This is a genomic window from Anaerolineales bacterium (assembly GCA_015075725.1).
Taxonomy (GTDB): Bacteria; Chloroflexota; Anaerolineae; order Anaerolineales; family Villigracilaceae; genus Villigracilis.
In genome coordinates this window covers 2,671,324-2,696,749 of sequence record JABTTV010000001.1, presented here as the reverse complement: position 1 = coordinate 2,696,749, position 25,426 = coordinate 2,671,324, and the positions used below count along the sequence as shown (strand labels likewise).

24 protein-coding genes are annotated in these 25,426 nt (G+C 51.8%); 10 read left to right on the top strand and 14 right to left on the bottom strand.

Annotation, left to right across the window (positions count from 1 at the left end; translation table 11 throughout):
• Window position 1 precedes the first annotated feature (1 nt).
• From HS100_12995 to HS100_12965, 7 genes are all read left to right on the top strand, one after another.
• The gene (locus HS100_12995; protein ID MBE7434826.1) at window positions 2–1,132 is read left to right on the top strand and encodes a hypothetical protein; all 1,131 of its coding nucleotides are present in this window, start codon (window positions 2–4) and stop codon (window positions 1,130–1,132) included.
• A complete protein-coding gene (locus HS100_12990; GenBank protein ID MBE7434825.1) occupies window positions 1,129–2,010 on the top strand; it encodes a hypothetical protein in 882 nt (293 codons plus the stop codon). Before HS100_12995 ends, HS100_12990 begins: the two co-directional genes overlap by 4 nt.
• The gene (locus HS100_12985; GenBank protein MBE7434824.1) at window positions 2,010–3,458 is read left to right on the top strand and encodes an LCP family protein; all 1,449 of its coding nucleotides are present in this window, start codon (window positions 2,010–2,012) and stop codon (window positions 3,456–3,458) included. The genes HS100_12990 and HS100_12985 overlap by 1 nt, the downstream gene beginning before the upstream one ends.
• Window positions 3,459–3,630: 172 nt before the next feature.
• Entirely contained in the window at window positions 3,631–4,665 is a 1,035-nt protein-coding gene (locus tag HS100_12980) for a multicopper oxidase domain-containing protein (protein MBE7434823.1), read from the top strand.
• A gap of 14 nt (window positions 4,666–4,679) precedes the next feature.
• On the top strand, window positions 4,680–5,861 hold the full coding sequence (locus tag HS100_12975; protein MBE7434822.1) for a metal transporter: 1,182 nt from the start codon (window positions 4,680–4,682) through the stop codon (window positions 5,859–5,861).
• A gap of 10 nt (window positions 5,862–5,871) precedes the next feature.
• Window positions 5,872–6,543: a metal-dependent transcriptional regulator gene (locus HS100_12970; GenBank protein ID MBE7434821.1), complete on the top strand. Its 672-nt coding sequence runs from the start codon at window positions 5,872–5,874 to the stop codon at window positions 6,541–6,543.
• Between the two features lie 9 nt (window positions 6,544–6,552).
• Window positions 6,553–6,945, top strand: a complete 393-nt coding sequence (locus tag HS100_12965; GenBank protein MBE7434820.1) for a cupredoxin domain-containing protein — start codon at window positions 6,553–6,555, stop codon at window positions 6,943–6,945.
• A gap of 405 nt (window positions 6,946–7,350) precedes the next feature.
• Here the strand turns inward: HS100_12965 and HS100_12960 are convergent, their stop codons facing one another.
• Complete coding sequence (locus HS100_12960; protein ID MBE7434819.1) at window positions 7,351–7,752, bottom strand: hypothetical protein; 402 nt, start codon at window positions 7,750–7,752, stop codon at window positions 7,351–7,353.
• 248 nt (window positions 7,753–8,000) lie between these two features.
• Here HS100_12960 and HS100_12955 point away from each other — a divergent pair, with 248 nt between their 5' ends.
• Entirely contained in the window at window positions 8,001–8,690 is a 690-nt protein-coding gene (locus HS100_12955) for a glycerol-3-phosphate acyltransferase (GenBank protein MBE7434818.1), read from the top strand.
• Between the two features lie 346 nt (window positions 8,691–9,036).
• Window positions 9,037–10,086, top strand: a complete 1,050-nt coding sequence (locus HS100_12950; protein ID MBE7434817.1) for a peptidoglycan DD-metalloendopeptidase family protein — start codon at window positions 9,037–9,039, stop codon at window positions 10,084–10,086.
• A 73-nt stretch (window positions 10,087–10,159) separates the two neighbouring features.
• Here HS100_12950 and HS100_12945 read toward each other — a convergent pair whose 3' ends face one another.
• The gene (locus HS100_12945; GenBank protein MBE7434816.1) at window positions 10,160–11,449 is read right to left on the bottom strand and encodes a DUF4097 family beta strand repeat protein; all 1,290 of its coding nucleotides are present in this window, start codon (window positions 11,447–11,449) and stop codon (window positions 10,160–10,162) included.
• Between the two features lie 123 nt (window positions 11,450–11,572).
• Between HS100_12945 and HS100_12940 the strand changes: the two genes are divergently transcribed.
• On the top strand, window positions 11,573–12,808 hold the full coding sequence (locus HS100_12940) for a C39 family peptidase (protein ID MBE7434815.1): 1,236 nt from the start codon (window positions 11,573–11,575) through the stop codon (window positions 12,806–12,808).
• A gap of 112 nt (window positions 12,809–12,920) precedes the next feature.
• Here the strand turns inward: HS100_12940 and HS100_12935 are convergent, their stop codons facing one another.
• From HS100_12935 to hflC, 12 genes are all read right to left on the bottom strand, one after another.
• Complete coding sequence (locus HS100_12935) at window positions 12,921–13,139, bottom strand: hypothetical protein (GenBank protein MBE7434814.1); 219 nt, start codon at window positions 13,137–13,139, stop codon at window positions 12,921–12,923.
• 80 nt (window positions 13,140–13,219) lie between these two features.
• Window positions 13,220–14,209 (bottom strand): L,D-transpeptidase, encoded by a 990-nt coding sequence (locus tag HS100_12930; GenBank protein ID MBE7434813.1) that lies wholly within the window; start codon window positions 14,207–14,209, stop codon window positions 13,220–13,222.
• Window positions 14,210–14,312: 103 nt separating this feature from the next.
• A complete protein-coding gene (locus tag HS100_12925; protein MBE7434812.1) occupies window positions 14,313–15,527 on the bottom strand; it encodes a C39 family peptidase in 1,215 nt (404 codons plus the stop codon).
• Between the two features lie 140 nt (window positions 15,528–15,667).
• Window positions 15,668–16,696 carry a L,D-transpeptidase gene (locus tag HS100_12920; GenBank protein MBE7434811.1) on the bottom strand — a complete coding sequence of 343 codons (1,029 nt, stop codon included), beginning with the start codon at window positions 16,694–16,696 and terminating at the stop codon, window positions 15,668–15,670.
• A 7-nt stretch (window positions 16,697–16,703) separates the two neighbouring features.
• Window positions 16,704–17,438: a DsbA family protein gene (locus HS100_12915; protein MBE7434810.1), complete on the bottom strand. Its 735-nt coding sequence runs from the start codon at window positions 17,436–17,438 to the stop codon at window positions 16,704–16,706.
• A gap of 19 nt (window positions 17,439–17,457) precedes the next feature.
• The gene (locus tag HS100_12910) at window positions 17,458–17,646 is read right to left on the bottom strand and encodes a hypothetical protein (GenBank protein ID MBE7434809.1); all 189 of its coding nucleotides are present in this window, start codon (window positions 17,644–17,646) and stop codon (window positions 17,458–17,460) included.
• A 638-nt stretch (window positions 17,647–18,284) separates the two neighbouring features.
• Complete coding sequence (locus HS100_12905) at window positions 18,285–19,412, bottom strand: L,D-transpeptidase family protein (protein MBE7434808.1); 1,128 nt, start codon at window positions 19,410–19,412, stop codon at window positions 18,285–18,287.
• 46 nt (window positions 19,413–19,458) lie between these two features.
• Window positions 19,459–19,890, bottom strand: coding sequence for a rhodanese-like domain-containing protein (locus HS100_12900; GenBank protein ID MBE7434807.1), 432 nt, complete (start codon window positions 19,888–19,890; stop codon window positions 19,459–19,461).
• 150 nt (window positions 19,891–20,040) lie between these two features.
• Window positions 20,041–20,397, bottom strand: coding sequence for a rhodanese-like domain-containing protein (locus HS100_12895; protein ID MBE7434806.1), 357 nt, complete (start codon window positions 20,395–20,397; stop codon window positions 20,041–20,043).
• Window positions 20,398–21,196: 799 nt separating this feature from the next.
• The gene (locus HS100_12890; protein MBE7434805.1) at window positions 21,197–23,359 is read right to left on the bottom strand and encodes a peptidyl-prolyl cis-trans isomerase; all 2,163 of its coding nucleotides are present in this window, start codon (window positions 23,357–23,359) and stop codon (window positions 21,197–21,199) included.
• A gap of 9 nt (window positions 23,360–23,368) precedes the next feature.
• A complete protein-coding gene (gene hflK / locus HS100_12885; protein ID MBE7434804.1) occupies window positions 23,369–24,466 on the bottom strand; it encodes an FtsH protease activity modulator HflK in 1,098 nt (365 codons plus the stop codon).
• Between the two features lie 9 nt (window positions 24,467–24,475).
• Window positions 24,476–25,378: a protease modulator HflC gene (gene hflC / locus HS100_12880; protein MBE7434803.1), complete on the bottom strand. Its 903-nt coding sequence runs from the start codon at window positions 25,376–25,378 to the stop codon at window positions 24,476–24,478.
• Window positions 25,379–25,426: the final 48 nt, after the last annotated feature.

Below are 25,426 nucleotides of genomic sequence, written 5' to 3'. Positions count from 1 at the left end.
CATGCAACTACAGTTTCTGATCACCTCCGAACAACGCGCCTCCGGCGCCATGTTCATGGAGTCGTTGAATGACACGGTGCTGGCGTTCATCTATCCCACGGATGGCAGGCGCACCTTCCATACCTTCTTCTGTCCGCCCATGCGCATCATTGCGCTCGGCGCGGATGGACAGGTGGTGTTCGATGAAGTCATCACCCAATGGCGCTGGGTGAAGTTGCCCGTTTGTCGATACGTGATCGAGACCGGTCCGAAGGTGGACTATCGCCCGTATCTCCAGACGGTCTTATCCGTTGCGCCGGACCTGCCGCAGTTGGGCTCAATGGATCCAAGCCTGCGCATGGACAGTTTGTTGTTTGCATTGCTGGCGGAAGCCGTCGCCGACATCCGCCGTATTCGCGATGCCCATCGCGGTGAGGTGCGCCCCGAAATCCAACGACACCGGTTCGAAGCCTGGGAACGCGGGCAGATCGTGAGTTCCGCCGGGTTCCTCCTGGATTTTTCGCGTGCCTGGAATCTGCCGGATGGCGCGGTGAAGTTATCCTACTCCGTCCTGAAAGCGGAGGAACCATATCTCGATGAGATCGTGGCAGCCTCCGTCGCCGGCATCCCCTGGCGGCACGAGTTTCCCAATCACTGTATGCGTTGCGGCAAGTCCGCTTCCTGGCGACCGATCCTCAATCCCACACCGAACGCACCAGTGGAAATTCTGTGGCGTTACCAGCGACCGGAAAACGCCATCCCGATCTGTCATCACTGCACTGAAACCTTGAACCTGTTGCGGGATGAGTCGTTGCAACTTGATCTGGTCTGGGGACTTTGGGGCCCGCGCTTCGAAGCCTTTTGGGCATGGCATCGCGCAAGGAAGAACAACCGCTTGCCGAGGGATTGGGACATGTACGCCCATCCGCTCTGGCCATGGGAATTTGGCGGCGAAAGCTGGGAAAGCGGCAGCGGCGCTTTGAGATTTGCCGAACCGCGACCACCTCATCAGGTCATCCGGGATGAACAACACATGCAAGCCTTGCGCCGTGGGTTGTACAGCAAAAAATTTCGCGGGCGACAGCCGGGCGAGACCCCCTTGCAGAAGTTATTAGACTTCCGGCTCGATATTCTACAAGGAGAACCTCGATGACCTTTTTTGCCTTTCTCGGCGCGCTTAGTTTGAGCGTGCTCGCATTTGAACTGCTGAACGTGTTCCAGAATGCCTTCAGCACCTTTGGCGGTAATCGCCTGAGCCAATACACTTCACAACCCCAAGCCAAACGGCGTTCCACCTGGGAGGCTTTGTTGGTGGCAGTATTGCCTGGACGCTTCGATCCGGATCAGGCAAAGAACATGGGGGATGTGATCAGCCTGCTTCGTCGTGCCGGCTATCCCTACGACACCCCCGGTGAATTCTATGCCGTGGCGATCCGCGATTTCTCGACCTTCCTGCTCGTGGGCGGGATGTTGGCGGGCGCTTTAGCTGCCATGAACATCATTGTTGCCGCGCCGGTGATCGCCATGATCTTCATTCTGCTTGGACTGCGCCGACCCTATGTACGCTTGAAGACTCTGGCAAAGAAACGCGCTGAGTCGCTGCGCAATAACATGTTGATCGGTTTATCTGTGTTGAGTTCGTTGTTGTCCTCTGGTGTGGGTGTGCAGGAAGCCTTGCGCCGCGCCTCGACTGTGGGTGGTCCGTTTTGTAATCTATTGGGTTTACTGGTGGCACGTATGGAAGTGGAGGACTTTACCAAAGCCATTGATGTCACACGCGCCCACCTGCCTGATCCGAAGGATGTGGAGGCAAATCTCTTCCTGCGCGACATCTATGACTTCTTCGCCAACAATCGTCCGGTCTTGTCCAGCGTGCAGGGTTTGCAGGAGTCGGTACATCGTTCCGTGGTGGAGTCCACTGAAGAACGCGCGGCTTTGGTGCGCCAGCGCGCCGGCTTGTTTGGTGTGATGGCAGTGCTGGGTTTGGTGTTGGCGATCATCGCGCCGTTTATGGGTTCGGGATTGATGTAATGCCAGGTTCACGAACTCCGAATATGTATCATCCCTTCTGGCGTTCGCTTGCCTATTGGATCTTCGTCACAGCGGCTATGCTCGCTGCGTTTTTCATCGTCCGCAAACTGACTCTCTGTTGGACCCTGACTGCCCTGCCTGGTGTACCACCTGCAGAGTGCGCCTTCCAAAACCAGTCATCTTCCGATCTGCCGGCGCTGCCCGATCCTGCTACTGCAAACAATCTTCCAGTCGAATTATCCGCACCGGAAATGGAATTGCTCAAATGGGACGGCGCCAGCCGGATCAACATCGCTTTCTTTGGTTTGCGTGGCGACGATGGACAAGGGGAAGGCTGCCCGACCTGCACCGATACGATCATGGTTTTGACCGTGGACCCCGTCACAAAAACTGCCGGCATGTTGTCCATCCCACGTGATATGTGGGTCAACATTCCCGGCGCAGGATACAGCCGCATCAACACCGCTTGGGCAATTGGCGAGAATGCCAAACTTCCAGGCGGTGGACCACAACTTGCAATGCAGACCGTCTCGCAATTCATCGGCGTGCCAATTCATTACTATGTGCAGGTGGATTTTGGGACGTTTGTGTCGTTCATCAATCTGATCGGCGGCATCGATGTGTATGTCGAGGAACGTATGGTGCTCGATCCGCTCGGCGCGGGACAGGATCATTTTGTATTGAAGCCGGGAGATTATCGCCACCTGACCGGACCGCGCGCCCTGGCATATGCACGCTGCCGGCATGAATCACAGGGCTGTTCGGGCGGGGATGTGGGTCGTGCCAAACGCCAGCAACAGGTCATCCTTGCGATCCGTGACAAGGTACTGGAAGGGGAAACCTTTGCTACCTTGATTACCCAGGCACCGCAGTTGTATGCAGAATTTTCATCAGGCATCCACACCAACCTGTCACTGGAGGATGCAATCCAACTGGCAGTGTTGGCGAAAGACATTCGGGTGGATGACATCAAGAGAGGCGTGATCGATTCGACGATGGCGAACCCGGCGGATACAACCATCAACGGTGTGCAGGCAAACGTCCTGCGTCCAGTCCCGGATCTTATTCGCATCCTGAGGGATGAAATCTTTGTCCCAGGCGGTCCACTTAGCCCAATGGCGCAAGGTGATCCAGTGGCGCTGATGCAATCTGATCAGGCGAAGGTCAGGATTATCAATAACACCTATACTGCCGGTTTGGAGCAACGCACAGCCACCCTCCTGACCGCGCAAGGTATGCAGGTGGTGGAATATGGCGTGCCAACCGGCGCATCAAACACCACGAAAATAATTCTTTACTCTTCAAAGTTATATGCCCTGCGGTATTTGACGGAACTCCTTGGGGTGGGAAGTCAGCAGATCACCATCCAGCCTAATCCAGCGTCCACAGTGGATATGGAGATCCGACTTGGAGAGGATTGGGTAGGCAGAGTCCCGAGCGGGTATTAGCCCATCCACTGGTTCTAAAAACAAAAACGCCCCGTATCCGTCGGAGCGTTCGAAGGGAGAAATTCAAAGCCCATTTTTATTTGAGAAAATGCTTGACTTTTAATTATTCCTGTTCTAAAATACAATTTAGATTAGACTAAATTTATCGGCTTTATCTGTATTGGAGGCATGTATGAAAAACCAACTAAGTCGGCGGGATTTCCTGAAACTGGGGGCTTTTGGTGTGATCGGGGCTGGAGGCGCAACTGCCATCATGCAGTCCAAAGGTAAATCCCACTCACGCCATAACCTCCCTCCCATGCAAGACATGGATCATGGGGGCGGTGTCATTCCTGGTACGGGGGATGTGGACCATGAAAAAAACGGCTTTAATCCGGGAGACATACTCACTGACTTCGACTATGGAAAAGTATCCATTCTTCCCGATGGCAGAACCCTGCGTGAATATGAAATCACGGTCATCAACAAGAACATAGAAGTTGTGCCTGGCATCGAATACCCCGCCTGGACGTATAACGGGCGCATTCCGGGACCGACCATTCGTTGCACGGAAGGCGACTTGATCCGCATCACGATGACCAACGGAAGCAACCATCCTCATAGCATGCACTTTCACGGTTTCCACCCGGGCAACATGGATGGCGTGCCCGGTTCGGGACCAGGCGGATATGTCGAACCCGGCGACAGTTTTACCTACGAGTTTGATGCGGAGCCATTCGGTCTGCATCTCTATCATTGTCATGTCTTTCCGCTGGCGCGCCATATTGCCAAGGGTTTATATGGCACGTTCATTGTGGATCCCAAGGAAGGTCGCTCACCCGTGGATCGTGAAATGGTCATGGTCATGAGCGGCTTCGATGTGGATTTCGATGATGTCAACGATTTCTATGCCGTCAATGCCATTCCCTTTTACTATCAGAATCATCCGATCCAGATCAAAGTCGGCGAGAAGATCCGCATCTATCTTGTGAACATCCTGGAATTTGATCTGCTCAATTCCTTCCACCTGCATGCCAATTTCTTCCATTACTACCCAACAGGTACCAGCCTGACCCCCTCCGAGTTCACGGACACGATCATTCAAGGTCAAGCCCAACGCGGGATACTGGAGTTCTCATACAAATATCCCGGCATGTACATGTTTCATGCTCACGTAACCGAATTTGCCGAATTGGGCTGGAACGGCATGTTCGAAGTAACCGAATAGTTTAGAGGTATGTCATGACTCAAAGTCCATCCAATCGCTTCACCTTCCGGACCTTTATCCTGCTGCTCATCCCGATCATTCTTCTCGTCGGCGTGATCGTCCTCTTCCTTTCCACAGGGGGAGGATTGAATCTCGACTCTGCCGCGCCGGTTGAGAATCTGGATATCGAGCGGTATGTTCTCAAACAAGGCAGCATCGAATTGCAGGTGCGCAACACGAGTCCGGAGGAAATTACCATCGCCCAGGTCATTGTGAATGATGCGGTCATGCCATTCGAGGTGTATCCAGATGCAGTCGTCCCTCGATTGGAGCGTGCCACCATTACCATCGCTTATCCGTGGTCGTATGGTGAGGCATATGGCTTGATCATCTTTACCGGAAATGCCATTCCCTTCACAGTGGACATCCCGGTTGCGTTCGAAACGCCTCAACCGGACACCGCCACCTTCTGGGGATTCACACTCATCGGTTTGTATGTCGGCGTAATCCCGGTCTTTCTGGGAATCTTCTGGTTTCCGGCGTTGCGACAAATGGGACGCCGGACCATGACCTTCCTGATGGCGGCAACGGCGGGTCTGCTGGTCTTTCTTGGGCTGGACACGGTCGCAGAAGCGCTGGAGTTTGCCGGGAAGATCCCTTCCTCCTTTCAGGGGATCGGCTTGATCGGAATCGGTGGAGTGGCAACCTTCCTGTTGTTGGAGGCGATCTCGAAACGCCAGTCTGAAATCACCGGCAACGAAGCGGATAAGCGGCTGGCTATCGCCTTTGTGATCGCGGTCGGCATCGGCATTCACAACCTTGGAGAAGGGCTGGCAATAGGCGCTGCTTATAACGTCGGCGAAATTGCTCTGGGCACTTTCCTGGTGGTGGGTTTCATCATCCAGAACATTACTGAAGGATTGGGCATCATTGCGCCAGTCCTGCGTGATAGACCCGGGGTCGGCAGACTGGCGATCATGGGGTTGGTCGGTGGAGCGCCTGCCATTCTGGGAGCCTGGATCGGAGGATACACCCCCTCGCCCTTCCTGACGGTGCTGTTCCTGGCCATCGGCGCAGGCGCGATTTTCCAGGTGATCTACGAAATCGCCAAACTGATTCAAAAGGATACACAGCGTGAAGCCATGCCCATGATTGTCTTTAGCGGAGTCCTGACCGGTATGATGATGTTGTGGGTCACCGGGTTGTTGATCAAATAGGAGCCTTCCAATGGAATCGTCCCTGACCATATCCATTCAGGATTACCTGAAACATATTTACGAGTTGACGGAAGGCGGTGAGAATGCCAGCACGAATGCCCTTTCCGAACGGCTCAACGTCAAGCCGGCATCCGTGACGAACATGGTTCAAAAACTTGCCGCCGCGCAGCCCGCCCTGGTCGAATACCAAAAGCATCAGGGCGTCACGCTGACCAAAGAGGGCAGGAAAGCCGCCTTGGAGGTTATCCGGCATCATCGTCTCCTGGAAGCCTGGCTGGTGCAGACGTTGGGCTATTCGTGGGATGAAGTCCATGAGGAGGCAGAACGCCTTGAGCACGTCATTTCGGAGGATTTTGAACGGCGGATGGCAGCGGCAATGGGACATCCCCTGCGCGACCCGCACGGGGAGTTGATCCCCACCGCCGATCTGGTCATGCCATTGGAGGATTCGACCCCTCTCTCCGCCCTGCGCCCGAAACAAAAGGCGAAGATCCAATGTGTAAAGAATGCAGATGCGGAATTGCTCCGCCATCTTGAAGGTCTTGGACTCCTTCCCGGCGCACAGATCGTGATCGTTGACTATTCATCGTTCGATCACAATCTGACCGTGAAGTCCGGGACAAAGGTCAGCGTTCTTGGACTAAATATTACCGGCAAGATATTTGTTGACTATCTTGGTTAAGAGAGTTGTATGTTGAAGAAAAGTATTTTCCTTTTAATATTGGTTTTCCTGTCAGCCTGTCAGTCCGGCGGACCGTCCACCAAACTCACAGTGGAGTTGAGCGATTTTGCAATTACCCCCAATCAACTGTCCGTGCCAGCCGGTGCAGAAATCCAGATCAAGGTTGTCAACAACGGCACCGTGGAGCATAACTTTTATATCATGCAATATGGCGTGGATGTCGGTGATATGTTTGATGAAGAGGATATTGCCAATGCGTACTGGGAGGTGGATGCCCAACCAGACGAGAGCGTGGAACTAAGTTTCACAGCGCCCGACCAACCGGGTACCTACCAGATTGTCTGTGGGATGCCAGGGCATTTGCAGGCAGGCATGGTTGGAACCTTGGAAGTGGTCAAGTAGTTGAATTCGATGCCACTGATGAACTCTCACATCTCTTATGAATATTCATGCTTTATATAGTTATGGATGGCAGCCTGTAGCAGGGTGGATCTGATTCTTTTTGGTGGTTTGAATCATGGCGGTTGCGCTGCTCGTCCTGATCACTCCAACCGCGCCCAACTTCAGGAGATCTTGCCTGCTGTTTTTTTTCACAATGCCTCCTAAAGTAGACAATTCGGATCAATTCAACGTCCTTTAAATAGTATTTAGAGGGCGTTGAATTTAAGGTCAAGGCAAAAATGATAACAAACGTGTGAATTTACCTCTCAGCAGTTTGTGAAAAACGTAACTTTTTCTGTGCGCCGACGACTATGAAAATGGAAACATATACACACCGGAAAGGAAAAAATGACTAAAACTCTTCTCTCAATTTTGATCGCGCTGGCGTTCGTTTTTGGCGCGGCAGGCGTTACCGTGGCTGCGGCACAACAAAGCCAGCCAGGTGAACCACTCTATGCACTGCGAGCCTAGAGCGCGCAAATGCTCCACCCACAGAACAAAATGCAAATTTCGGGACGGATGGAACAAACGATCCAGACTCAATCGGGCATCCATGAGATAGAGATCACCCAGACGCCGCAGGGCCCCGCGCCGCTTGATGTTTGCGACCAGCCCGGGACGAACGGGCGGTGTGGATCCGGTCAGCATGTAGGAGCGGATCATGCCAACGATCATCCTCATGAGGAGGAGGCGAACGATGGAACCGAGCATCAGAACGGCGGAACCAACCATGAGAGCGACGGTTCCGACCATGAGCAAAACGACCATTAGATCAAGCAGTGTGGGGTGATATTCCAGGCGCAAATCTGTCAGTTTTACAGAACAATAGTGACCCTGGAGTTCGTGATCCAGGGTCGCTTCGACAATATTGACTGAAAATATCGAAGTAGAGGAACAGTTTCAGATCCCAGTTCGCGATAAGATCCACTACTTTGTCGCCTACAAATTTCTTCATAAAGCAACTTTCTTGCTGCTACAGTGTTTCTCGTTTCAAATGCAACCGAGGATTTAAAGTTATGCAGATTCTGATTGGCATTGCGGCCGTGGTAATAGGATATATCTTGGGATCCATCCCCTTTGGCCTGTTGATCGTCAAAATCAAAACGGGTAATGATGTTCGAGAAGTGGGAAGTGGACGCACCGGGGGGACGAATGTCGTGCGCGCTGCAGGGTTTTGGGCCGGTCTGCTGACCGCGATTCTGGATATCCTAAAAGGAGCGGCTTCCGTTTGGTTCGCCCAGTCCCTCAGCCCGGACAGTCATCTCATATCTATCCTGGCCCCAATCGGAGCAATTCTCGGCCATAACTATTCCATCTTTTTGATCAGGCGTGATGAAAACAGAAAATTGCGGTTCCACGGTGGCGCGGGCGGTGCACCGGCGCTCGGCGGCGCGATGGGCTTATGGCTTCCGATATTTCCCATTGTATTCACAGCAGGTGCGCTGGTCTGGTTTACAGTGGGTATTGCATCACTCACAACCATAACCATTGGATTGATTGTGATCATTGTATTTACAATTCTCGCCTGGGTTGGTCTGCATCAGTCCATTGATATTTGGTACGGTGTGCTGGCAGAGTTGCTCCTGATCTGGGCACTGCGACCGAATATAAAGAAGTTGCTGGCCGGCAATGAACGTGTCGTTAAATTCAGTTTGAACGGCTGGCTAAGGGCGAAGAAAGAGGCACGAGCTGCATCGAAAGAATAGTTCCCTCCTCTCAGAACATTCCATAGGCTTGGTCAAGTTGTTGAAATTGGCAAAAGAATTTTTGCGTAGATCCGACCCCGCAGCCGTCCAAATAAACGTCAATATAGCTAGAGAGAGCGCTCCTTCACTCGTCGCGAGAATCTGTTGCAACGCATTCGGCTGATGCGCCGCATGTACCTCCAGATGGTTATGCCTCGGCCACCTGTAACAGACACGAAGCCCGACGTGGCGATCAAAACAATTATTACCCACCTTAACGGCGCTGGCAATAGTCAGGAATTTCTTGGGAATCCAGGGGGGATTCGTGACACAATTTTTGGACGGTGTGAGTTAAAATCCGTACTCAATGTTCAGGCTATCGTTGCTCCTCAAGAACAATCGTTTCGGTATTATCAGTTGGACGATCACGTTGGCTCTCGTCGCAAGCATGGTGGGTGTCGCGCTGAAATGGAGGGAGTCCACCAGCGTCATCCCTGCCTTGGCGTTGGAACCGACTGCCGCACCGGATGAGAATCCACCCGAGATCAGCCTGCCAGCCTTGGGCGTCCCTGAGGCGCTCGCCTCCATCGAGCGGGAAATCCAGATCAAGACCACTATCCCTGCCGACGATCCACGCCATGAAGCCGAAGAATACCGAGTGGCGCGTGGGGATTCGGTCTTTGCCATTGCTGACATGTTTAAATTAAAGCCGGAAACCGTATACTGGGCAAACTATGAGGAGTTTGATGGCAGCCCCGCGAACATCCAACCGGGCCAGGAACTTGTGATCCCGCCTACAGACGGCGTATATTACAAGTGGAAGGAAGGCGACACCATTGAATCTATAGCCGAGAAATTCGAGGTTGAGCCAGATAAAATCATCAGCTGGCATGGAAATCGTCTCGATTTAGCGGACCCAATTGTCGAACCCGATACGTATGTTATGATCCCGGACGGGGTGGACGATGATCAACCCTTGTTCATCCAGGTCGTCACTCGCGAAAGCACCAGCGCAGGGAGCGCATGCGGTGGCGGTTTCCAGAGCCGGGGGTTTTTCAGCTGGCCCTCAGGGGCACGTTACCTTTCCGGCTATGACTTCGGCCAAGATGGTCATAACGGCATCGATATCTTTGCCCCGGAGGGCACAACGGTTTGGGCGGCAGATAATGGTGTGGTGACGATGGCACAGGGAGGCTGGAACTATGGGTATGGCAATGTCGTTCAGATCGATCACGGCAACGGGTTTGTAACGATCTACGCACACCTGAGTGCAATCTCTGTCGGGGAATGCCAGAGCATTTCAGCCGGCGCACCTATTGGAGCGTCTGGGAACACAGGCAATTCCCAAGGCGCACACTTGCACCTTGAGATCCGCCAGAACGGGTCTCCGATCAATCCCTGGTTGCTCTTACAATAATTTATAAGACTTTAATAGCTTTCCAAAAACATCTCGGGGCTTTGCTTTATGAATCAAAACGAGCGGTCGTTTGCTATTTGCTGGCTTCGATGGAAATACTTCCGTTCTCCGTCTCGACTGTCAGTTGGTTGCCGCCATTGTTCATTGTGCCTGTCTGCTGGCTTCCCTTCGTTGTGTCTGTAAGTGTGACTGTTATTGGGATTTCGGATTCGATTGAGCCAAATCCCGTTTTGAGGTCAACATTGAGCGCCGAATCCGCAGGGACGGTAATATGAATCTCGCCGAAGCTCGAATGAATATTATGAGGTCCATCGCCGAGCGAGCCTTCGAAATCCACCGAACCACTCTTGGTATCCAGGTCAACCGTAACATTCTCTGCATTCTTGATGATAATGGAACCAAAATCAGAGGTTGCCTTGAGTTTGCCCTGGGCGCCGTCCACTGTTACCGAGCCACTCCCGGCCTGTAGATCATAAGATGTTGCTTTTGCCTGTTCGAGTTCGATTTCCCCAAAGTTATTTTGTACTGTGAGTGCGCCGCGGAGATTGAGTTGACCAAGGCTGACTTTTCCGCCTTTTGTTTCAACGGTCAGTAAATTCGAGGAGCCGTTATTGAAGAAGATATCGCCAAAGTCAGTGGACATTTCAATATCCCCGGAAGCGCGTACATCGTTCATTTCCAATAAGCCGCTGTTTGAATAAAGTTTTATATCCTTGCCTGTGGCTTTTTCAAGGGAGACTTTTCCAAACCCGGAGGACAAGTCGATGCTCCCATCTCCCGCGTTGATCGAGGAGGCATCCACTCGACCTCCTTTGGTTTCGACATTAACTGTGCCTTCAATGTTTTCAACAATCACATCGCCAAAATCGTTGAAGATGATCACATTGCCATTCGTGCCTGAAACATTCACCTCACCCATTCCCGCATTCACATCGACAATCACTTCGTTTGGGACGGTAATGATGAAGTCAACCGTATCTACATCCCTGGTGTTGATTCTACTGAGATCATAAGTCAGTGTAACCACATTGCCATCCTGCTCGATCTGATATCGGATGTTCTTGAGATCTTCCGCTGCACGCGCTTGTGTGAGGGCATTACTCGTCTTTACAATTTTGACCTCAACCGTTTCACCTTCTCCACCGACAATGCTCACATTCCCTGCATCATCCTGCACCTTGAGAGTGACACGACCCTCCACATTCAAGGTCTTGCTTTCTTCAGCCGTGGCAGAGACTAGGCTTTGGTCGAAAACAAAGCCCCTGCCACCGCGATCGAAAGTAAAGAAGAGTACTGTGCCAATACCTGCAAGTACGAATACAAGTGCGACTATCAGGAGAGCGATTACGAGGGATCTCTTCATACTCGTTCCTTTTTTCTAAGGGAGGATTAAGGCTTCCACGCTTTAATTTTGTTCTTCTCACTTTGTTTGACAGGCAAACGAAGAAATAGTTTCAAACCTACCTCCTCTGGTACACTTTTCCGAATGTCAAAAAGAAACATACTATTCATTGGTGCCGGATTGCTCCTGCTCGCCATTTTGATTCTTCAAATCCCAGCGATCAACAGCCGCATCGCATGGCGATATGAAGTCGCAAAGACCTATGTAAGGAACGTGCTCAATCCCGTCGGTGAGGCGCCGACGGCGATTCCAAATACACCGGCGCCTACCAGCGTTGCAAGCCCAACCAGCCAGATTACGCCGACTAACGAAGTCATTGCAACACCCATCTCATCCACGCCGACTCTGGCGCCGCCTCCGCCACAAGCGTTTCTTAGCTCCCCTCCTTACGAAAAGCAAACCCCGAACAACTGTGGTCCCGCCGCACTTTCAATGATGCTGCACATGTTCGGTTGGACCGGTGACCAGAAGACCATTTCAGATGTCATCAAGCCCGTCAACGGCGACCGCAACGTGAATCCTGAAGAGATGGCTTATTGGGTACGCAATTACGCAGGTTGGCTCCGCATCGAATACCGCGTGGGCGGCGATATCGAAACGCTCAAACGCCTGATTGCCGCCGCGTATCCCGTGATGATTGAAGGGACTACATCCCTCAATCCCGATGACACAGGCTGGCCTGACGATGATCTCTGGGCGGCACACTATCTGCTTCTCACTGGATACGACGATGCAACCCAAACATTCACCGTGCAAGATGCATATCGCGGGCCTGATAAAAAGATTCCCGACGAACAACTGGAATCGGAATGGAAGCCGTTTAACTATCTGTATTTGGTAGTTTATCTCCCTGAACAAGAGGAGGGGGTCAAAACCCTGCTCGGCTCAAACTGGGACAGGGAACTGAATCGGCAAAACGCCTTAGCCATCGCGCAGGCCGCTACCGCTCAAGACCCATACGACGCGTTCGCGTTGTTCAACGTGGGCAGCAACCTCGTGTACTTTGAACGATACGATGAAGCCAACGCGGCCTATGACAGGGCACGCGAGATTGGCTTACCACAACGAATGTTCCGCTACCAGTTCGGTCCATTCATCGCGAATTTCCAGACGAACCGAATAGATGATTTATTGGCTCTGACAGAGTATGCCCTGCAACGCACGGAAATGTCCGAAGAGGCCTGGCTGTGGCACGGATGGGCGCTTTATCGCAAAGGCGATACCACTGGCGCAATCGAAGACTGGCGCAAAGCCCTATCCATCCGTCCGGGCTATGAGGATGCGTTGTATGCGCTCAACTTTGTAGGCGCGATGCCGTAGATTTGATGGCTGCCGGCATGGCTGAAGGTGAGATCAAAGACCGAATAAACAGCTCATTATGTCAATCACTGAGTGTATCGCTGCGTCGATCACGTGTTTGCTTATGAGGCAATCATTTGATTGGCAACCGATATCTAACCGAAGATGTTTTGCCCTCACGAATCAATTCACCGGATTCCACGAGTTTTCTGAATAACGCAATTGCCTGCCCGTATCCAATTCCAAGAAGCAAGCGGCACTGTCTGTTGGTAATAAAGCCGTTTTGTATTACGAACTTAATCACTTTTTGCCTGACGTCTTGCGTGACTTCAAAATTGGTTGTTGAGTTCATTCTACGGTTTTCCGTTAATTTTCTTTGCTTTGTTCAATGAATTGTCATGCGATCAAAAGGCGAAGCTCTTGGTTCATTTTTTATGGAGTAATTACAACTTGTGTTCCGTACCCGGGAGTGTAAATACGATCAGGCCCATGAACAGGGCGCACCCAGCGGAATAACCATTTGGCTTCCTCGGTACGCATGTTTATGCACCCGTGACTCATGGGTGTCCCAAAGTTATCGTGCCAATAGGTTCCGTGAAACGCATGGCCAGCTTCCGTAAAAAAACAAGTCCACGGAACGCCGGGTAATTCGTAATCATCCACTCCGGCAAATAGACTTCCGTTTCCCATATGCTTCGATGGGTACTTTGACATGATTCGGAACTCTCCAGTGGGTGTTTTGGTCGAAATTACGTTGGGACTTGGGCGACCGGCGGGGATTCCGGAGGAGATGGTTGTTTCAAAAGCAATGAGACTATGCTCATACGCAGTCAGGGTTTGGGTACTTAGGTTGACTTCAATTCGTTTATTTTCCAATGGTGCTGTGGGGTTTAGAGGTTCCCAGTCTGTGAATGGGATGTGCCTCAAGTGTATCGCTTTCACGTGATACGTAAAGCCAATTAATTCATCAAATATCCGGTACCACGGTTCGCCATCCGGGCCTTCCTCCACCGCTTCGATCCAATGAACCGATCCGTAATATAACCGCAGATTCGGCTGCCAGCCGTAGGTCTTGGTGTAACGCATGGCTTGTGTATAGGGAACGGTTATTTCAGCCACCTGCCGGGTCCCATCCACGATGTTGGTCAGAGGTTGGTTATAAAGGACCTTGACCTTTTGCAGCCGACTCCTGTGGACATATCCGCCCCACACACGATACCAGATTGGATTATAGGCCGGACTCCCTGAATTAACCTCTTTATATATGTGAATCAACTCATCCCGAAAAAACTGCCCCACAATCTGGCTATCATCATTAGGCTGGCTATATACGCTGACAGATTCTGTTGTCACACGGGCCAAGCTCGAGTCGTCAAACGAATCAAAATACGCCCCGAACGGTAGAAACGTCAGCCCACTCAAGGTGGTTGCGCTTACCTTTAGAAAATCACGTCGGGATAACCTTCTCATAATCCAAAACATTCATCCAAATGCAATAAGTCACCACAATCCACAAGCTCAATCATTATTTGCTGACACCCCATTCCTGAAGTTTGGTGATGCCTGGCTCGAAGTTCGGGTTGAGGCGCACCGCTTCCCGGAGATCTGCAATGGCGCTTTCTAAATCGCCAAGCGCATACTGCGCCAGTCCCCGCCAGTAGAGACTTTCCTCAAGTGTTGGATCAGCGATGGTCTCATTGAGAGTAGTATTTGCCAAATCAATCACATCCTGATATCGACCAGAATAGTAGTAGGCCCAATAAGGTCCTGTTTGATACCACATGATGCGATAGGGGCGGGTTTTCTCGTTCTGATCCAATCTGGCATAAACTGAGAATGCCAGATCATAGGCTTCTGCAGCCTCAAAATACTGTTGTAGAGAGACATGGCTGGTTCCTTCGTTAAACAAGGCAAAGAATCTCTCATTATCTGACAGGGTCTGAACCTCGGCGTTCGCGATCTCAAGTGCATGTTGATTTGCCCAGGTTGAATCGTTCCAGGGACCCAACAGATTCGAGACCTCGGCTTCGCGCTCAGGCGGAAAGACGACCAAGAACAGATAATTGAATCCGCGCCAGCCTTCGCGAAACACATCATATTGAATCGTCCGGTCCTTGCCACTTTCCCCTTTAGGCGGATAGGTCTCCTGATAGATGAACACACCCGCTTTTTCATCATATCCAGTTGTAAAGGCATAATGTCCCAACCAGCCCACCTTCCCTGTGTAATCCCTTTCGTAGTACCCTTTTTCAATGACCACCGGAAGACCCGCGGCAATCAGGCGCTTAACCAAATCAATCTCTCCCCCGTAACGAATGATCGCATCGAATTCTGTGTTATCCCGAACGTAGTCAGCCAGTTCGTAGGGCATAACGTTTTTATCCCATTTGCCGCGCTGAATAAAGTCAAGCCGCGGATCCTGAACACCGGGTTTCACAATTCTGGCAATATCATCACGGTTTCCCGTCCATCCCCAATAATTGAGGGCCATTGCAAGGGTTGCCGGGCCGCAATAATTCCAGCGTTCACTCTGGTCGACATAGGTAAAGTCGGTTAATGAAATTGACTCTGGCAATGTGCTTCCTGTCAGTGTTGGAGTAGGATTGGGCAAACGGGGATAGGGCGTTGGGGTCGAAGGGATAATGCCAGGGGTTTGCGGTAGCTCTGAAGCCTCAGTTGGGGTTTTAACCAGTTGCCCGGGCTGGAAGATGGCTTCGTCGGGCGGATTAAATATATACATGCTCTGGACGCGCAACTCATCGATGCGTCAAAGGAGGCGGTTATAGACAGGAGGCAGGTTGATGGTGATCAACAAGAGTATCAACAGCCCCAAAATAACAATTCGATGGCGCACCGTTTTTGACATATCTGGTTTTCCAATCAGACAACTTGTACTCTCGTGCCATCACCTGGCAGATGGACATAATCCACATCCGGCGGAACGGTGGGCTTGGTCCAGCGATAAATGAATTTTGCTGTTTCCGAGGGGAGATTAATGCAACCATGACTGCGTGGACGTCCGTAATCGTTGTGCCAGTACGTTCCGTGGAATGCCTCACCATTGCCCGTGAAGAAAGCACACCACGGCACACCGGGCAGGTTATAGATATTCTCGATTGCATCGCCCTGGTTGGTCATGTGGATGGATGGACCTTTATGATACGTCAGGAATTCGCCCCTTGGTGTTTCTGTTCCTTTTGCTCCGCTCGAACAGCGTGCTGACAACACCATTGTTTCGCCCTCAAAAGCCGTCACCAGTTGTGTGGCGAGGTCCACGTGGATGAATTTATCGGCGTCAGTCACATTCGGGGAAAGTAGAGACAGTTCATCGTCCGGAACGAGGCGCATGTTGTACGTCGAAACATAAAAGGTTTTTTTCAGGAAGTCGTCATAGATCTCATACCAGATGCTTTTTTCCTCCCGCGTAACAACAACCCTCTTTACCCAGTGGGTACTGCCGTAATACAACCGATGGCCCTTGGAGGCGAACACATACGGGGCAAGCCGCGTTTCGCTGACGGGAACAACAATCTCGCCCAACTGCCCCTTCGTGGGAACATCAAAGATCGTTTTCTGATAACGGGTTTCCACGGGCTGAATCCAGCCTGAATAGGTATAACCATTATCCACCTGATACCAGATATTGTTGTATGGGTTGCCATACCCATCATCGCCTTCCACTTGGGCAAGGATTTCCACCACCTGATCCACACCAAAGCGGTGGATTTCCCTGGCTGTAAATGCTGGAGCGTCGTACAGCGATACTCCGCTCCAGGTCACGCGCCCCTGCGAGGATGGTGGGGAAGCCAGGACATCGCCAAGACGCAGTTCTGAAAGGAAGAATCCGAGCGCACCAGATGCGGAGAGCTTGAGGAAATCCCGGCGGGTGAGTTGATTCAGGAGTTTCATTCTTAAATTATTTTGGGATCTCCCCGGCAAGTTCCATGTCGATCACTTGCTTAAATGCCGAAATTGGTTGAGCGCCAACGATTGCCAGTCCGTTGATGAAAAAGGTGGGGGTGGACTGCACGCCAAGGTTAAGGGCAAAATCCGAATCCTGCTGGACAAGGTCTTTGTATCTGCCTGTAGCCAGGCATTCTTCGAAGGAGTCGGTATCTAGGCTGAGGTCGGCGGCTATCTGCAAGTATAGGTCTCGCCCAAGTTTGTCCTGATTTTCAAAGAGTTTGTTGTGATATTGCGGGAAGGCATTCTGTTCGTTGGCGCACATCGAGGCTTCTGCCGCAGGGAATGCTTCAGGGTGGATGGAAGTCAGGGGCAGGTGGCGATAGACAAACCGGATCTTTCCGGGATAAGCATCCATCAGTTGCTGATAGGTCTCATCGTAGAATCGTTTGCAGAACGGACATTGAAAATCGCTGAACTCGACGATCACAATGGGCGCGTCTGCAGGTCCAATGCCTGGGAATCCGTCTGCTGGAATATCATAACGGGTGAATTGGGGCGCCTGGGTGACAGCGGGCGCTTGAACGACGGGCTGATCATTCGCCGCAACCTGGGTTTGAGGCGATGTACGTCCCCAAACGACATACCCGGTCAAGATTCCAACCGCGAAAGCCAAAACCACAAGTACCGAATAAAAGTGGGAACGCTTGAAAGTGATTGTGTCTTCAGAATTTGTAATAGTTTCCATGAGCTTCCTGTTCTGATCATTAGGATTTCTGTATTGTATGTCCGCTCAGATAGCCGAGATAGGCAGGCACTAGCGGAAGCACACATGGGGATATAAAGGAGAGCAACCCCGCGACAATGGCAGTGAGATAAGTGGGCGTGGCGGCATAACTGGAAAAAGACTCAATGTAATATCCATTCTTGAATGCCCAGATCGCGATCAGGCTCATGGTGTTTGTCAACAACAATATCCCAATTGCCATGATGAAGATGCCGCTGGCGATTTTGTAATATTTTTGATAAGGCCTCATGCGTTTGAGCCAATCCGTTGCGCGTTCCAATCCAATTGCCATCACCAGAAATGGAATGCCCAAGCCGAGCGAATATCCCGATGACAGCCACATGGCTTCCCCCACTTTTTGCTGGTTAAGTCCCATTGTGAGGATCGCTCCCAGGGTCGCGCCAATGCACGGGCTCCAGCCTGCCGCGAAGAAAATGCCCATTAATGCCGAGCCGCCATACGTTCCGCGTTGACCCGAGTATTGTGCACGTGTATCAGCATAAAACCACGGAATACGAATCACTTCCAGAGTCGCCAATCCGAACATGATGACGATCACACCACCGACCTGTGCAATCACCCGTTTATACGCGCCAAATAACTGACCCAGCGCTGTCACCGAGCCGCCCCAGCCGATCACGAAGACCAGCGAAAAGCCAAGCACAAAGAGCAGCGCATGGAGAAACACCCGCAAACGTTCATTGAGAACAGGTTGGGACATTCCAGGTGTAGAACTTGATATTTTTGTCATTAAAAATCCAATCTGGTTTGCATCGCCACGATCTTGTTGGAAAAACTTATTTTGTTTCAAACCTCAATTTGGGTTACGGATGCAATCGTGCCGTGATCGGGCCATGTCATGCGTTGTTCGCTTTGGGCGAGGGAAATATGGGGAGTTGTCCAGCGGAAAATCCACTTGGCATCTTCGGGTTTAACATTGATACAGCCGTGGGATCGGCGTTCACCAAAATCATTATGCCAGAAGGCGCCATGTATGGCGACGCCCTCGCCGCTGATCATATTCACCCAGGGCACAGCCGGGGTGGAATAGCCAGCTCCCGAACTGCCGCCGCTCATGTTGAGCGAAATGATCTTCCAATGGGTGCTCAAATCGCCTGTTGGAGTTTTCCACTTATCGACCCGTTCACCATAGGCGTTAAACTCCGCCCCGCTTGAAATACGACAAAAATAAACTTCCCTTAAACCTTCGAAACATCCCAGTGTTTGATAGGTCAGGTCCACACGGATAATTTTTTCGTTGGGATCCACATCCGGGCTGATTGGGGCAACCTCTTCCTCAGTCAATATTTTCAGCCCCGCGCCATCCGCCCAGAAGATATCGCCTGGACCATAACCATGTCCCGGCGACTCATTCCAACGGTAATACACCACCCCGCTTGGATCCACTCGAACCTGATCGATCCAAACGACCTGACCATAATACAAGCGCGGCGGAAAGTTATAACTGATCAGACTTTGAAGCCAGGAGGAGACAACGGGACCTTCCAGGGCGAGGTCGATATATGGAACGGTGACTTCCGCCCAAAACCCCGAAACACCAGCAGGCATCGCTGTGATCGGCACGTTGGGCAGGTTTCTCGTTGGTTGTACCAAAGAAGCCCAGACATACCCCTGCGGTGTTTCGAGGAATCTTTGGTTGGTCAGCCCAACCGCATTTCCCACCACTTCTCGTCCCCATTCAACAAGATTGTCATCGTACAACGTCCCCAGAGCAGAAGCCTGCAGCGGATCGTTGCTTGGACGATTCGTGACTTGCGTTGTGCCAAGAATGCGCCCGATAATTTCACTGTTCGGGAATTGCGGCAAAGGCTTGGGCGTGTAATATGACTCAAGGTTGAAGGGGCGAAAAGCCAGCGCACCCAAACCTACGCCGGCAAGTTTGAGAAAATCGCGGCGGGAAATTGATCGTCTCATGATGACCTTTTCAAGCAGGGCTGATCCATATCATCTGCCAGCCTCATCATTCTTTTTTGAGTGTCAACCCCGCTTCTTCCCAGGCAGTGGTTCCTCCATCAAGCATCCAAATATTGGTATATCCCAGGTCTACGAGGGATTCGACTGCCTTCTTCGCCATGCCCGATGTCAGGCAATACACCAGAATCTTCGCGTCCTTCTCCACCGGCAATTGATCCTGGTTTTCTGAGATCTGATCATACGCCAGGCGGGAATCCGTTTGTGGAATATCACCCTGCCAGGGTGTGTGAACATTGATCATCGTGAAATCCTTGTTCTCGAGCATACCTTGTAATTCCTGAACCGAGACAACACGGTAACTCCCGCCTTCGATACTTACTTCTTCACCAACACCACTCGCAGATATGGATTGACACGCGCTAAGCACAAGCGTTGTGGCAATCATAAATAGTAGAAAAAATTTGTTTCCTGCAAACATACTGACTCCTTCAAAATTCGAAAAGCCCTACGGCTCGGTTGGATAACCCGCTTCCATCCACGCATTGAACCCGCCTAAAACAGGCGAGACGTTTGTAAAACCATTGTCCAGCAGAGTACGCGCCGCACGGGCGCTTGATTCTTCGCTGGGTCAGGTACAGTAGGTGATGATCCATTGGTTCGGGTTAAGCTCGGTAAGCCGTGACTCCAATTCGGCAAGTGGGATGGATAACGATCCGGGTATATGGCTCATGTTGTACGCATCGACTCCACGTACATCCACAAATACAGCTGTTCCTGCATCCAACGCCGCTTTCGCATCCTCTAGTGAGACGCGCTCAATTTCAGGAAATGTTTCCTCCTCATGTTCGCTCGACACAGCGGGTTCGGAAGATGTTGCCGGAATGCTTCCGTTTTGCAAACCTAACATTACGGCAGCCACAATAAGCAGGAGCCCGCCTCCGGCAAGAAGCAAAACCGGGAATTTTCTTGCTTTTCTTTTCTTCATAAATTCTCCAAATAGGTACAATGATAACAATGATAACAATCCCGCTCGCGCGCAATTGGAGCGCAACAGCGGGAGAGCGCCAGTTCCATAACAGGCGCAAGAAAAATTGAATTAGTTGAGTGTGGGAGGGTGTGGAATCCGGGTGGCGTGTTTCTGCGGAACCTGGCTGGATGCGTAAATCAAACCAACCAGGTTGCTTTCCGGGAGAAGCGGCAAAATCACGGAAAGAATAATCCCTGTTTGCAGTTGGCATACCAGGCAAATGTCAAAACCTGCCGCGCGAGGCACATCGCCAGCCCGATCTGTGCAAACGCAGAGGGAGGTCGCAGGAATTGCATGCGCTGCCAAGCCAAGTAAGAGTGCACCGAGGATTAATGTCAGAAAAAGCAGTTGTTGTGTCTTCATACCATACGGTTGTCTTCCACAAATAGGATTATATCAGCAGGCTTGTATCCAGAGTTAATCTTGGATTAGGGTTTCTTCGGGGCGCGGAAATGGTGATGCCGCTGTCATGTTTTGCAGGGTACTGCCAAAATGCATGCGATGGATCGAAGTCAGGTTCATACAAATGCCTCTCTCTTGGGCTGTTAACTAGCCTGACTTCCATCGCCGGAATATCCTGATTTCCAGGCAGGAATGCCAGACCTATCGCGATTACCACTGCAATCAATATCCAAACCAGGCAAGTAAGACGGCGCCGTTCCTGCCAGCGGGTTGCGCTCTTATGCGAACCTTGGATTTTCGACACTGAGGGCTTTTGCCTGTCCGACATCATTATTTCTCCAAAATATCAGCCTCCTCAGGGCGATGGATTAAGAGGCGCAGGTGTTTGCAGTTCCTGAAAGTATTTTTCCAGTACGGTGGGATAGATGACAAAGTTGGCCTGTTTGAGGAGTGTCTCTTGAAGTTGGACCATTTGTTCATCATGTTTTTGCTGGGTAAGTATTTCTTCTATATATGGCTTGGCTTGCTCAAATGGCAACTGTTCGGGACCACTGCGTTCAATAACTTGGACAATGTACAAGCTGTCACCAAACTGGAAGGGTTGACTAATCTCATCTGGCTGTAATGCAAGAGCCACTTCGTGGAAGGGATGCAACTGAACCTCCGCCAGAATGTCGTCGCTTTCACCAATCCATTCAGAAAGCTCTCCACCTTGCGCGGCTGTTTCGGGATCTTCAGAGTATTCCTGGGCAATTCCAGCGAAGTCCGCGCCTTGTTGGAACAATCCGGGAACGAGTTTTTTGTAGGCTTCGTCAGCGCGAGCGCGGGCAGCTTTTTGTTCATCCTCTGTCTGTCCCAGGCCAATGCGGATGTAGCGGATACGAGCTTTGGGCGGAAGAGCCATCAAGTCAATGTTTTCGTCGTAGAATTTTTGCAGCTCTTCATCAGTGACCTGGATCTTGTCATCCACCTCCTCCTGGTGCATCATCTGTTTCAGTACTTGCAATCTTGACTCATCCGATAACGGCTTGTTCTGCACATCGAGCAATTGGTCGTATGTATCCTCAACAAGCAACAGGCGCTCGATCAACGCTTCAGCCAATTTCTGCATACCATCCGCGCCGGCATATTGAGACTGCGTCGAAATCGGCAGTTCCTGATATTCCTGGTAAAACTCACCCAGTGTATACCCTTTACCTTTGACCGTGAAAATGGTTTTGCTTGCATTGGCGGCGAACCATTCATCCGTTTTCTGTTGTTGCACAGCTGTCAACACCTCAGTACGAACTTCGTCCAGGGATTTTGTGCGAGCCGGCCGAAACTGGTTCAACCGCACAATATAAAATGAATCCCCAGCGCGAAACACGTCGCTCAATTCACCATCGGTCAGCTCAAAGACTGCGGCATCCCATTCCGGCTCACGAGTTCCTTCGGGTGCGGTTATGTCGCCTTGAAAGGACGCACCAACGATGGTCTGCGCGACCTCCTCAAATGTTGCACCCGAGCGGATCTTGAGCAGCGCGTCATCGGCGTTTTTTCGAGCCGCCGCTTCATCTCCTCCGATTGCGAATTGCAATTCATCCACAAGGACCTGGCGCGGCAGTTGGAATTGTTCCAGGTTGACGTCGTAATAACGGCGCAAATCATCTTCCGAAGGCGCTGGCACATTGAGCAAGTCGAAGTTACGGCTGATGGAGGCGTTATCCTTCAGCCGCTGAATGTATTGGTCAATATAGTCTTGCTCACGTTCAGAGACAAGTGTTTGGCGAATTTGCTCGCGCACCTGATCAAGCGTCAAATCCCCAAACTGAGCTTTGTTGGACTCGTAGTATGCCTGGATTTCACTTTCTGAGACTGGAATTTCATTTTCGTGCAATTGAAGGTCGAGCGACTCCAGGTTGAGACTTTCATTGATATGCTGCATGGTATGGCTGAACGTTTCATCCTGATCCGGCTGACGTGCAGCTGCCCAGCGTCTTGTCAATTCGTCCGTGACCATATCCTCGATTACAGCCAGCAGTGTTTCCGGTGACCCCGCCACGGATTGGTACTCCTCCGGCAGGAGCAACTTCAAGTGGGCGTCAACATCTGCGATCGTGATTTGCCCGCCATCGAAGGTTGCAACAACATCGGAGGCTGGCGGCTTTGGCGCAGTGAGACGCAGCCACCAGAAATAGACATCCGGCGCCCAGCGATAGCCGCCTGCAAACCAGAAGGCGGCCAGTAGAATAATCGCCATCAACAAATAAGATCCCCCCCTGTACAACCGACGCATCCAGACCTGACCCGGTGTCGGACTTGGCTCCAGAATAAGTTCGCCGGAGGGTTCCAACGCCTCTTTGGACTCCTCGATCAACGAACTGGCAATCGTTTCTTGATCATCTTCGATAGCCTGATCTTCGAAATTAGATTGCTGCGATTCAGACGGCTCCAGGGATGGCGCAGCTTCCCCTTTCGCTTCCGTGCCTCTCAGGGCGTTTCGTATGTCTTCCCAGATTTGCTTCCAGCCTTCAGCCATTATTCACCTTTAGGGTGCGGGGACAGGGGTCGATGCGGGATTCCCGAATAAACGGAGGTTCACCGTTCCATTCTCAGTGTCCACCGTATAGATCTGCACTCGTGGCAGGATTTTTTCAAGCACTTCAAGGTACAGCCGGTAGCGGGTCACATCCTCGCCATAGATTTTGGAATTGGTTTGATACTCGGCCAGCACAGCCTCGAACGCCTGCGCTGCGCCATTGGCTTGTCCAAGCACATTCGAGCGGTATGCCTCGGCGTCTGCCAGAATTTTTTCAGCCTGCCCGCGCGCTTCGGGAATGAGGCTATTGGCATAACCCGATGCCTCGTTGATGGCGCGGTTTTTGTCTTCCTTGGCGCTGTTCACGTCTGTGAAGGCGGCGGACACTTCGTCGGGCGGGAATGCCTTCTGCAAATTGATTCCGACTACAACAAGCCCGCTATTGTATTCGTCCAATCGTTTCTGTGTTTCGGCGCGAATATCGTCCTGCAAAGCCTGTCTTTCCGTGGTGAGGATGGCATCCACCGGCTGCTGACTCATAAGCGTGGTCACAGCCTGCCTCACGGCATCACGTACAAGTCTATACGGCGCGTATTGCACATTGAGCAGATACGCCTGTGGGTCACGCACCTGATATTGAACGACAATCTCCACATCAATTACGTTGGTATCGCCGGAAAGCACCTGGAGTTTGGACGGCGGCTCGGGATGTTCATGTCCTTCCTCGGGTTCAACAACACCCACGACTTCACGGCGTACATCACTGACATTGACAACATCCACCCGGTCGATTGGCCACGGCAGGCGGTAGTGCAGACCTGGCGCGGCGCGCGGTTCGATCACCGCTCCAAAGCGGCGCACTACGCCAAGCTCACCGGGCGCGACCACATAAATTCCTGTGGCGAAGTAACCGGCGAGGGCAAGTCCCAATATGCCCCAGACAATACGACGAGGGTTAAGGTGCCCGAAAGCAGCGCGCAGATCGTCCACGGGAGATTCGCCATCGCCAATGAGTATGCGTATAAAACGAGCAACTGCTTGAGTCACTCGGCGATATGCGCCGCGCCAATCGAACGAAGGTGGAGGTGTGGGAGGGTTGGTGGTCATCGAAGCCTCCTAAGGGACTACGGGCGGTGGAACGGTGACATTGCCCGGGTTGAGGTACTGCAAAAGTTCAGAGTCTGAGGGCAGGATGAGGGTGGTATTACCGTCAATGAACGCCTCATAGGATTGCAGGGTGCGGAGAAAGCGATAGAATTCCGGATCCTTCCCGAATGCGGCGGCGTAGATGGCGATGGCTTCCGCATCCGCCTGCCCGCGAATCTCCGCCGCCTGCTGGTTGGCATCCGCCAGAATTTTGGCTTTATCAGCATCCGCGCCGGCGCGAATTTTTGCGGCTTCCTCAGTGCCTTCCGAACGGAATTGGCGCGCAATTGCCTCCCGTTCGGCTTTCATTCGTTGAAAAACGCTGGTGAGGTTGGCTTGCGGGAAGGTGAGCAGTTTGAGGCGAACATCTGTTACAACGAAGCCATATTGCTGTGTGCGAGCAGCCGCCCCCTGGGTCACGGTCAGAAGCGTATCCCCCAATTTCAATTGCGCCGCATCCACAGTGACCAATTGGCTGAGTTCCACCTGCCCGAGAGCGGTGCCAAGTTCCGACGATACGATGTCTGCCAGGCGCGTCTCCGCACCCTGCGGATCGTTCACGGTCTTGAGGAAGGTCAGGGTATCGGTCACTTTCCAGGTGGCGTAGGCTTCAAGGACGATGTTCTTCTTGTCCGCGGTCAGAAACTCGGTCTGCGGCAGATTGTAGACACGTAGTTGGTTGTTGATGCGGGTCACACTCTGGAATGGGTCGGGCAGTTTGGCATAGAGTCCAGGACTGGTAATGACGTTCACGGGGTTGCCAAACTGAGTTACAACTGCATACTCAGTTGCGTCCACCTGGAAAAAGACCAGGTTGACTGCTAGAAAACCCAGAGCAACAATAATAAGGATGATCGTACGCAAAGATTTCATAGGTCACTCCATAGATCAAAGAATATGTGTTTGGCGGTGAAATTCGTT

What these genes read in the sequence shown, in the direction of transcription:
- HS100_12995 (MBE7434826.1), top strand. Translation starts at nt 2, where the DNA reads ATGCAACTACAGTTTCTGATCACCTCCGAACAACGCGCCTCCGGCGCC.
- HS100_12990 (MBE7434825.1), top strand. Translation starts at nt 1,129, where the DNA reads ATGACCTTTTTTGCCTTTCTCGGCGCGCTTAGTTTGAGCGTGCTCGCA.
- HS100_12985 (MBE7434824.1), top strand. Translation starts at nt 2,010, where the DNA reads ATGCCAGGTTCACGAACTCCGAATATGTATCATCCCTTCTGGCGTTCG.
- HS100_12980 (MBE7434823.1), top strand. Translation starts at nt 3,631, where the DNA reads ATGAAAAACCAACTAAGTCGGCGGGATTTCCTGAAACTGGGGGCTTTT.
- HS100_12975 (MBE7434822.1), top strand. Translation starts at nt 4,680, where the DNA reads ATGACTCAAAGTCCATCCAATCGCTTCACCTTCCGGACCTTTATCCTG.
- HS100_12970 (MBE7434821.1), top strand. Translation starts at nt 5,872, where the DNA reads ATGGAATCGTCCCTGACCATATCCATTCAGGATTACCTGAAACATATT.
- HS100_12965 (MBE7434820.1), top strand. Translation starts at nt 6,553, where the DNA reads ATGTTGAAGAAAAGTATTTTCCTTTTAATATTGGTTTTCCTGTCAGCC.
- HS100_12960 (MBE7434819.1), bottom strand. Translation starts at nt 7,752, where the DNA reads ATGGTCGTTTTGCTCATGGTCGGAACCGTCGCTCTCATGGTTGGTTCC.
- HS100_12955 (MBE7434818.1), top strand. Translation starts at nt 8,001, where the DNA reads ATGCAGATTCTGATTGGCATTGCGGCCGTGGTAATAGGATATATCTTG.
- HS100_12950 (MBE7434817.1), top strand. Translation starts at nt 9,037, where the DNA reads ATGTTCAGGCTATCGTTGCTCCTCAAGAACAATCGTTTCGGTATTATC.
- HS100_12945 (MBE7434816.1), bottom strand. Translation starts at nt 11,449, where the DNA reads ATGAAGAGATCCCTCGTAATCGCTCTCCTGATAGTCGCACTTGTATTC.
- HS100_12940 (MBE7434815.1), top strand. Translation starts at nt 11,573, where the DNA reads ATGTCAAAAAGAAACATACTATTCATTGGTGCCGGATTGCTCCTGCTC.
- HS100_12935 (MBE7434814.1), bottom strand. Translation starts at nt 13,139, where the DNA reads ATGAACTCAACAACCAATTTTGAAGTCACGCAAGACGTCAGGCAAAAA.
- HS100_12925 (MBE7434812.1), bottom strand. Translation starts at nt 15,527, where the DNA reads ATGTATATATTTAATCCGCCCGACGAAGCCATCTTCCAGCCCGGGCAA.
- HS100_12920 (MBE7434811.1), bottom strand. Translation starts at nt 16,696, where the DNA reads ATGAAACTCCTGAATCAACTCACCCGCCGGGATTTCCTCAAGCTCTCC.
- HS100_12915 (MBE7434810.1), bottom strand. Translation starts at nt 17,438, where the DNA reads ATGGAAACTATTACAAATTCTGAAGACACAATCACTTTCAAGCGTTCC.
- HS100_12910 (MBE7434809.1), bottom strand. Translation starts at nt 17,646, where the DNA reads ATGAGCCTGATCGCGATCTGGGCATTCAAGAATGGATATTACATTGAG.
- HS100_12905 (MBE7434808.1), bottom strand. Translation starts at nt 19,412, where the DNA reads ATGAGACGATCAATTTCCCGCCGCGATTTTCTCAAACTTGCCGGCGTA.
- HS100_12900 (MBE7434807.1), bottom strand. Translation starts at nt 19,890, where the DNA reads ATGTTTGCAGGAAACAAATTTTTTCTACTATTTATGATTGCCACAACG.
- HS100_12895 (MBE7434806.1), bottom strand. Translation starts at nt 20,397, where the DNA reads ATGAAGAAAAGAAAAGCAAGAAAATTCCCGGTTTTGCTTCTTGCCGGA.
- HS100_12890 (MBE7434805.1), bottom strand. Translation starts at nt 23,359, where the DNA reads ATGGCTGAAGGCTGGAAGCAAATCTGGGAAGACATACGAAACGCCCTG.
- hflK (MBE7434804.1), bottom strand. Translation starts at nt 24,466, where the DNA reads ATGACCACCAACCCTCCCACACCTCCACCTTCGTTCGATTGGCGCGGC.
- hflC (MBE7434803.1), bottom strand. Translation starts at nt 25,378, where the DNA reads ATGAAATCTTTGCGTACGATCATCCTTATTATTGTTGCTCTGGGTTTT.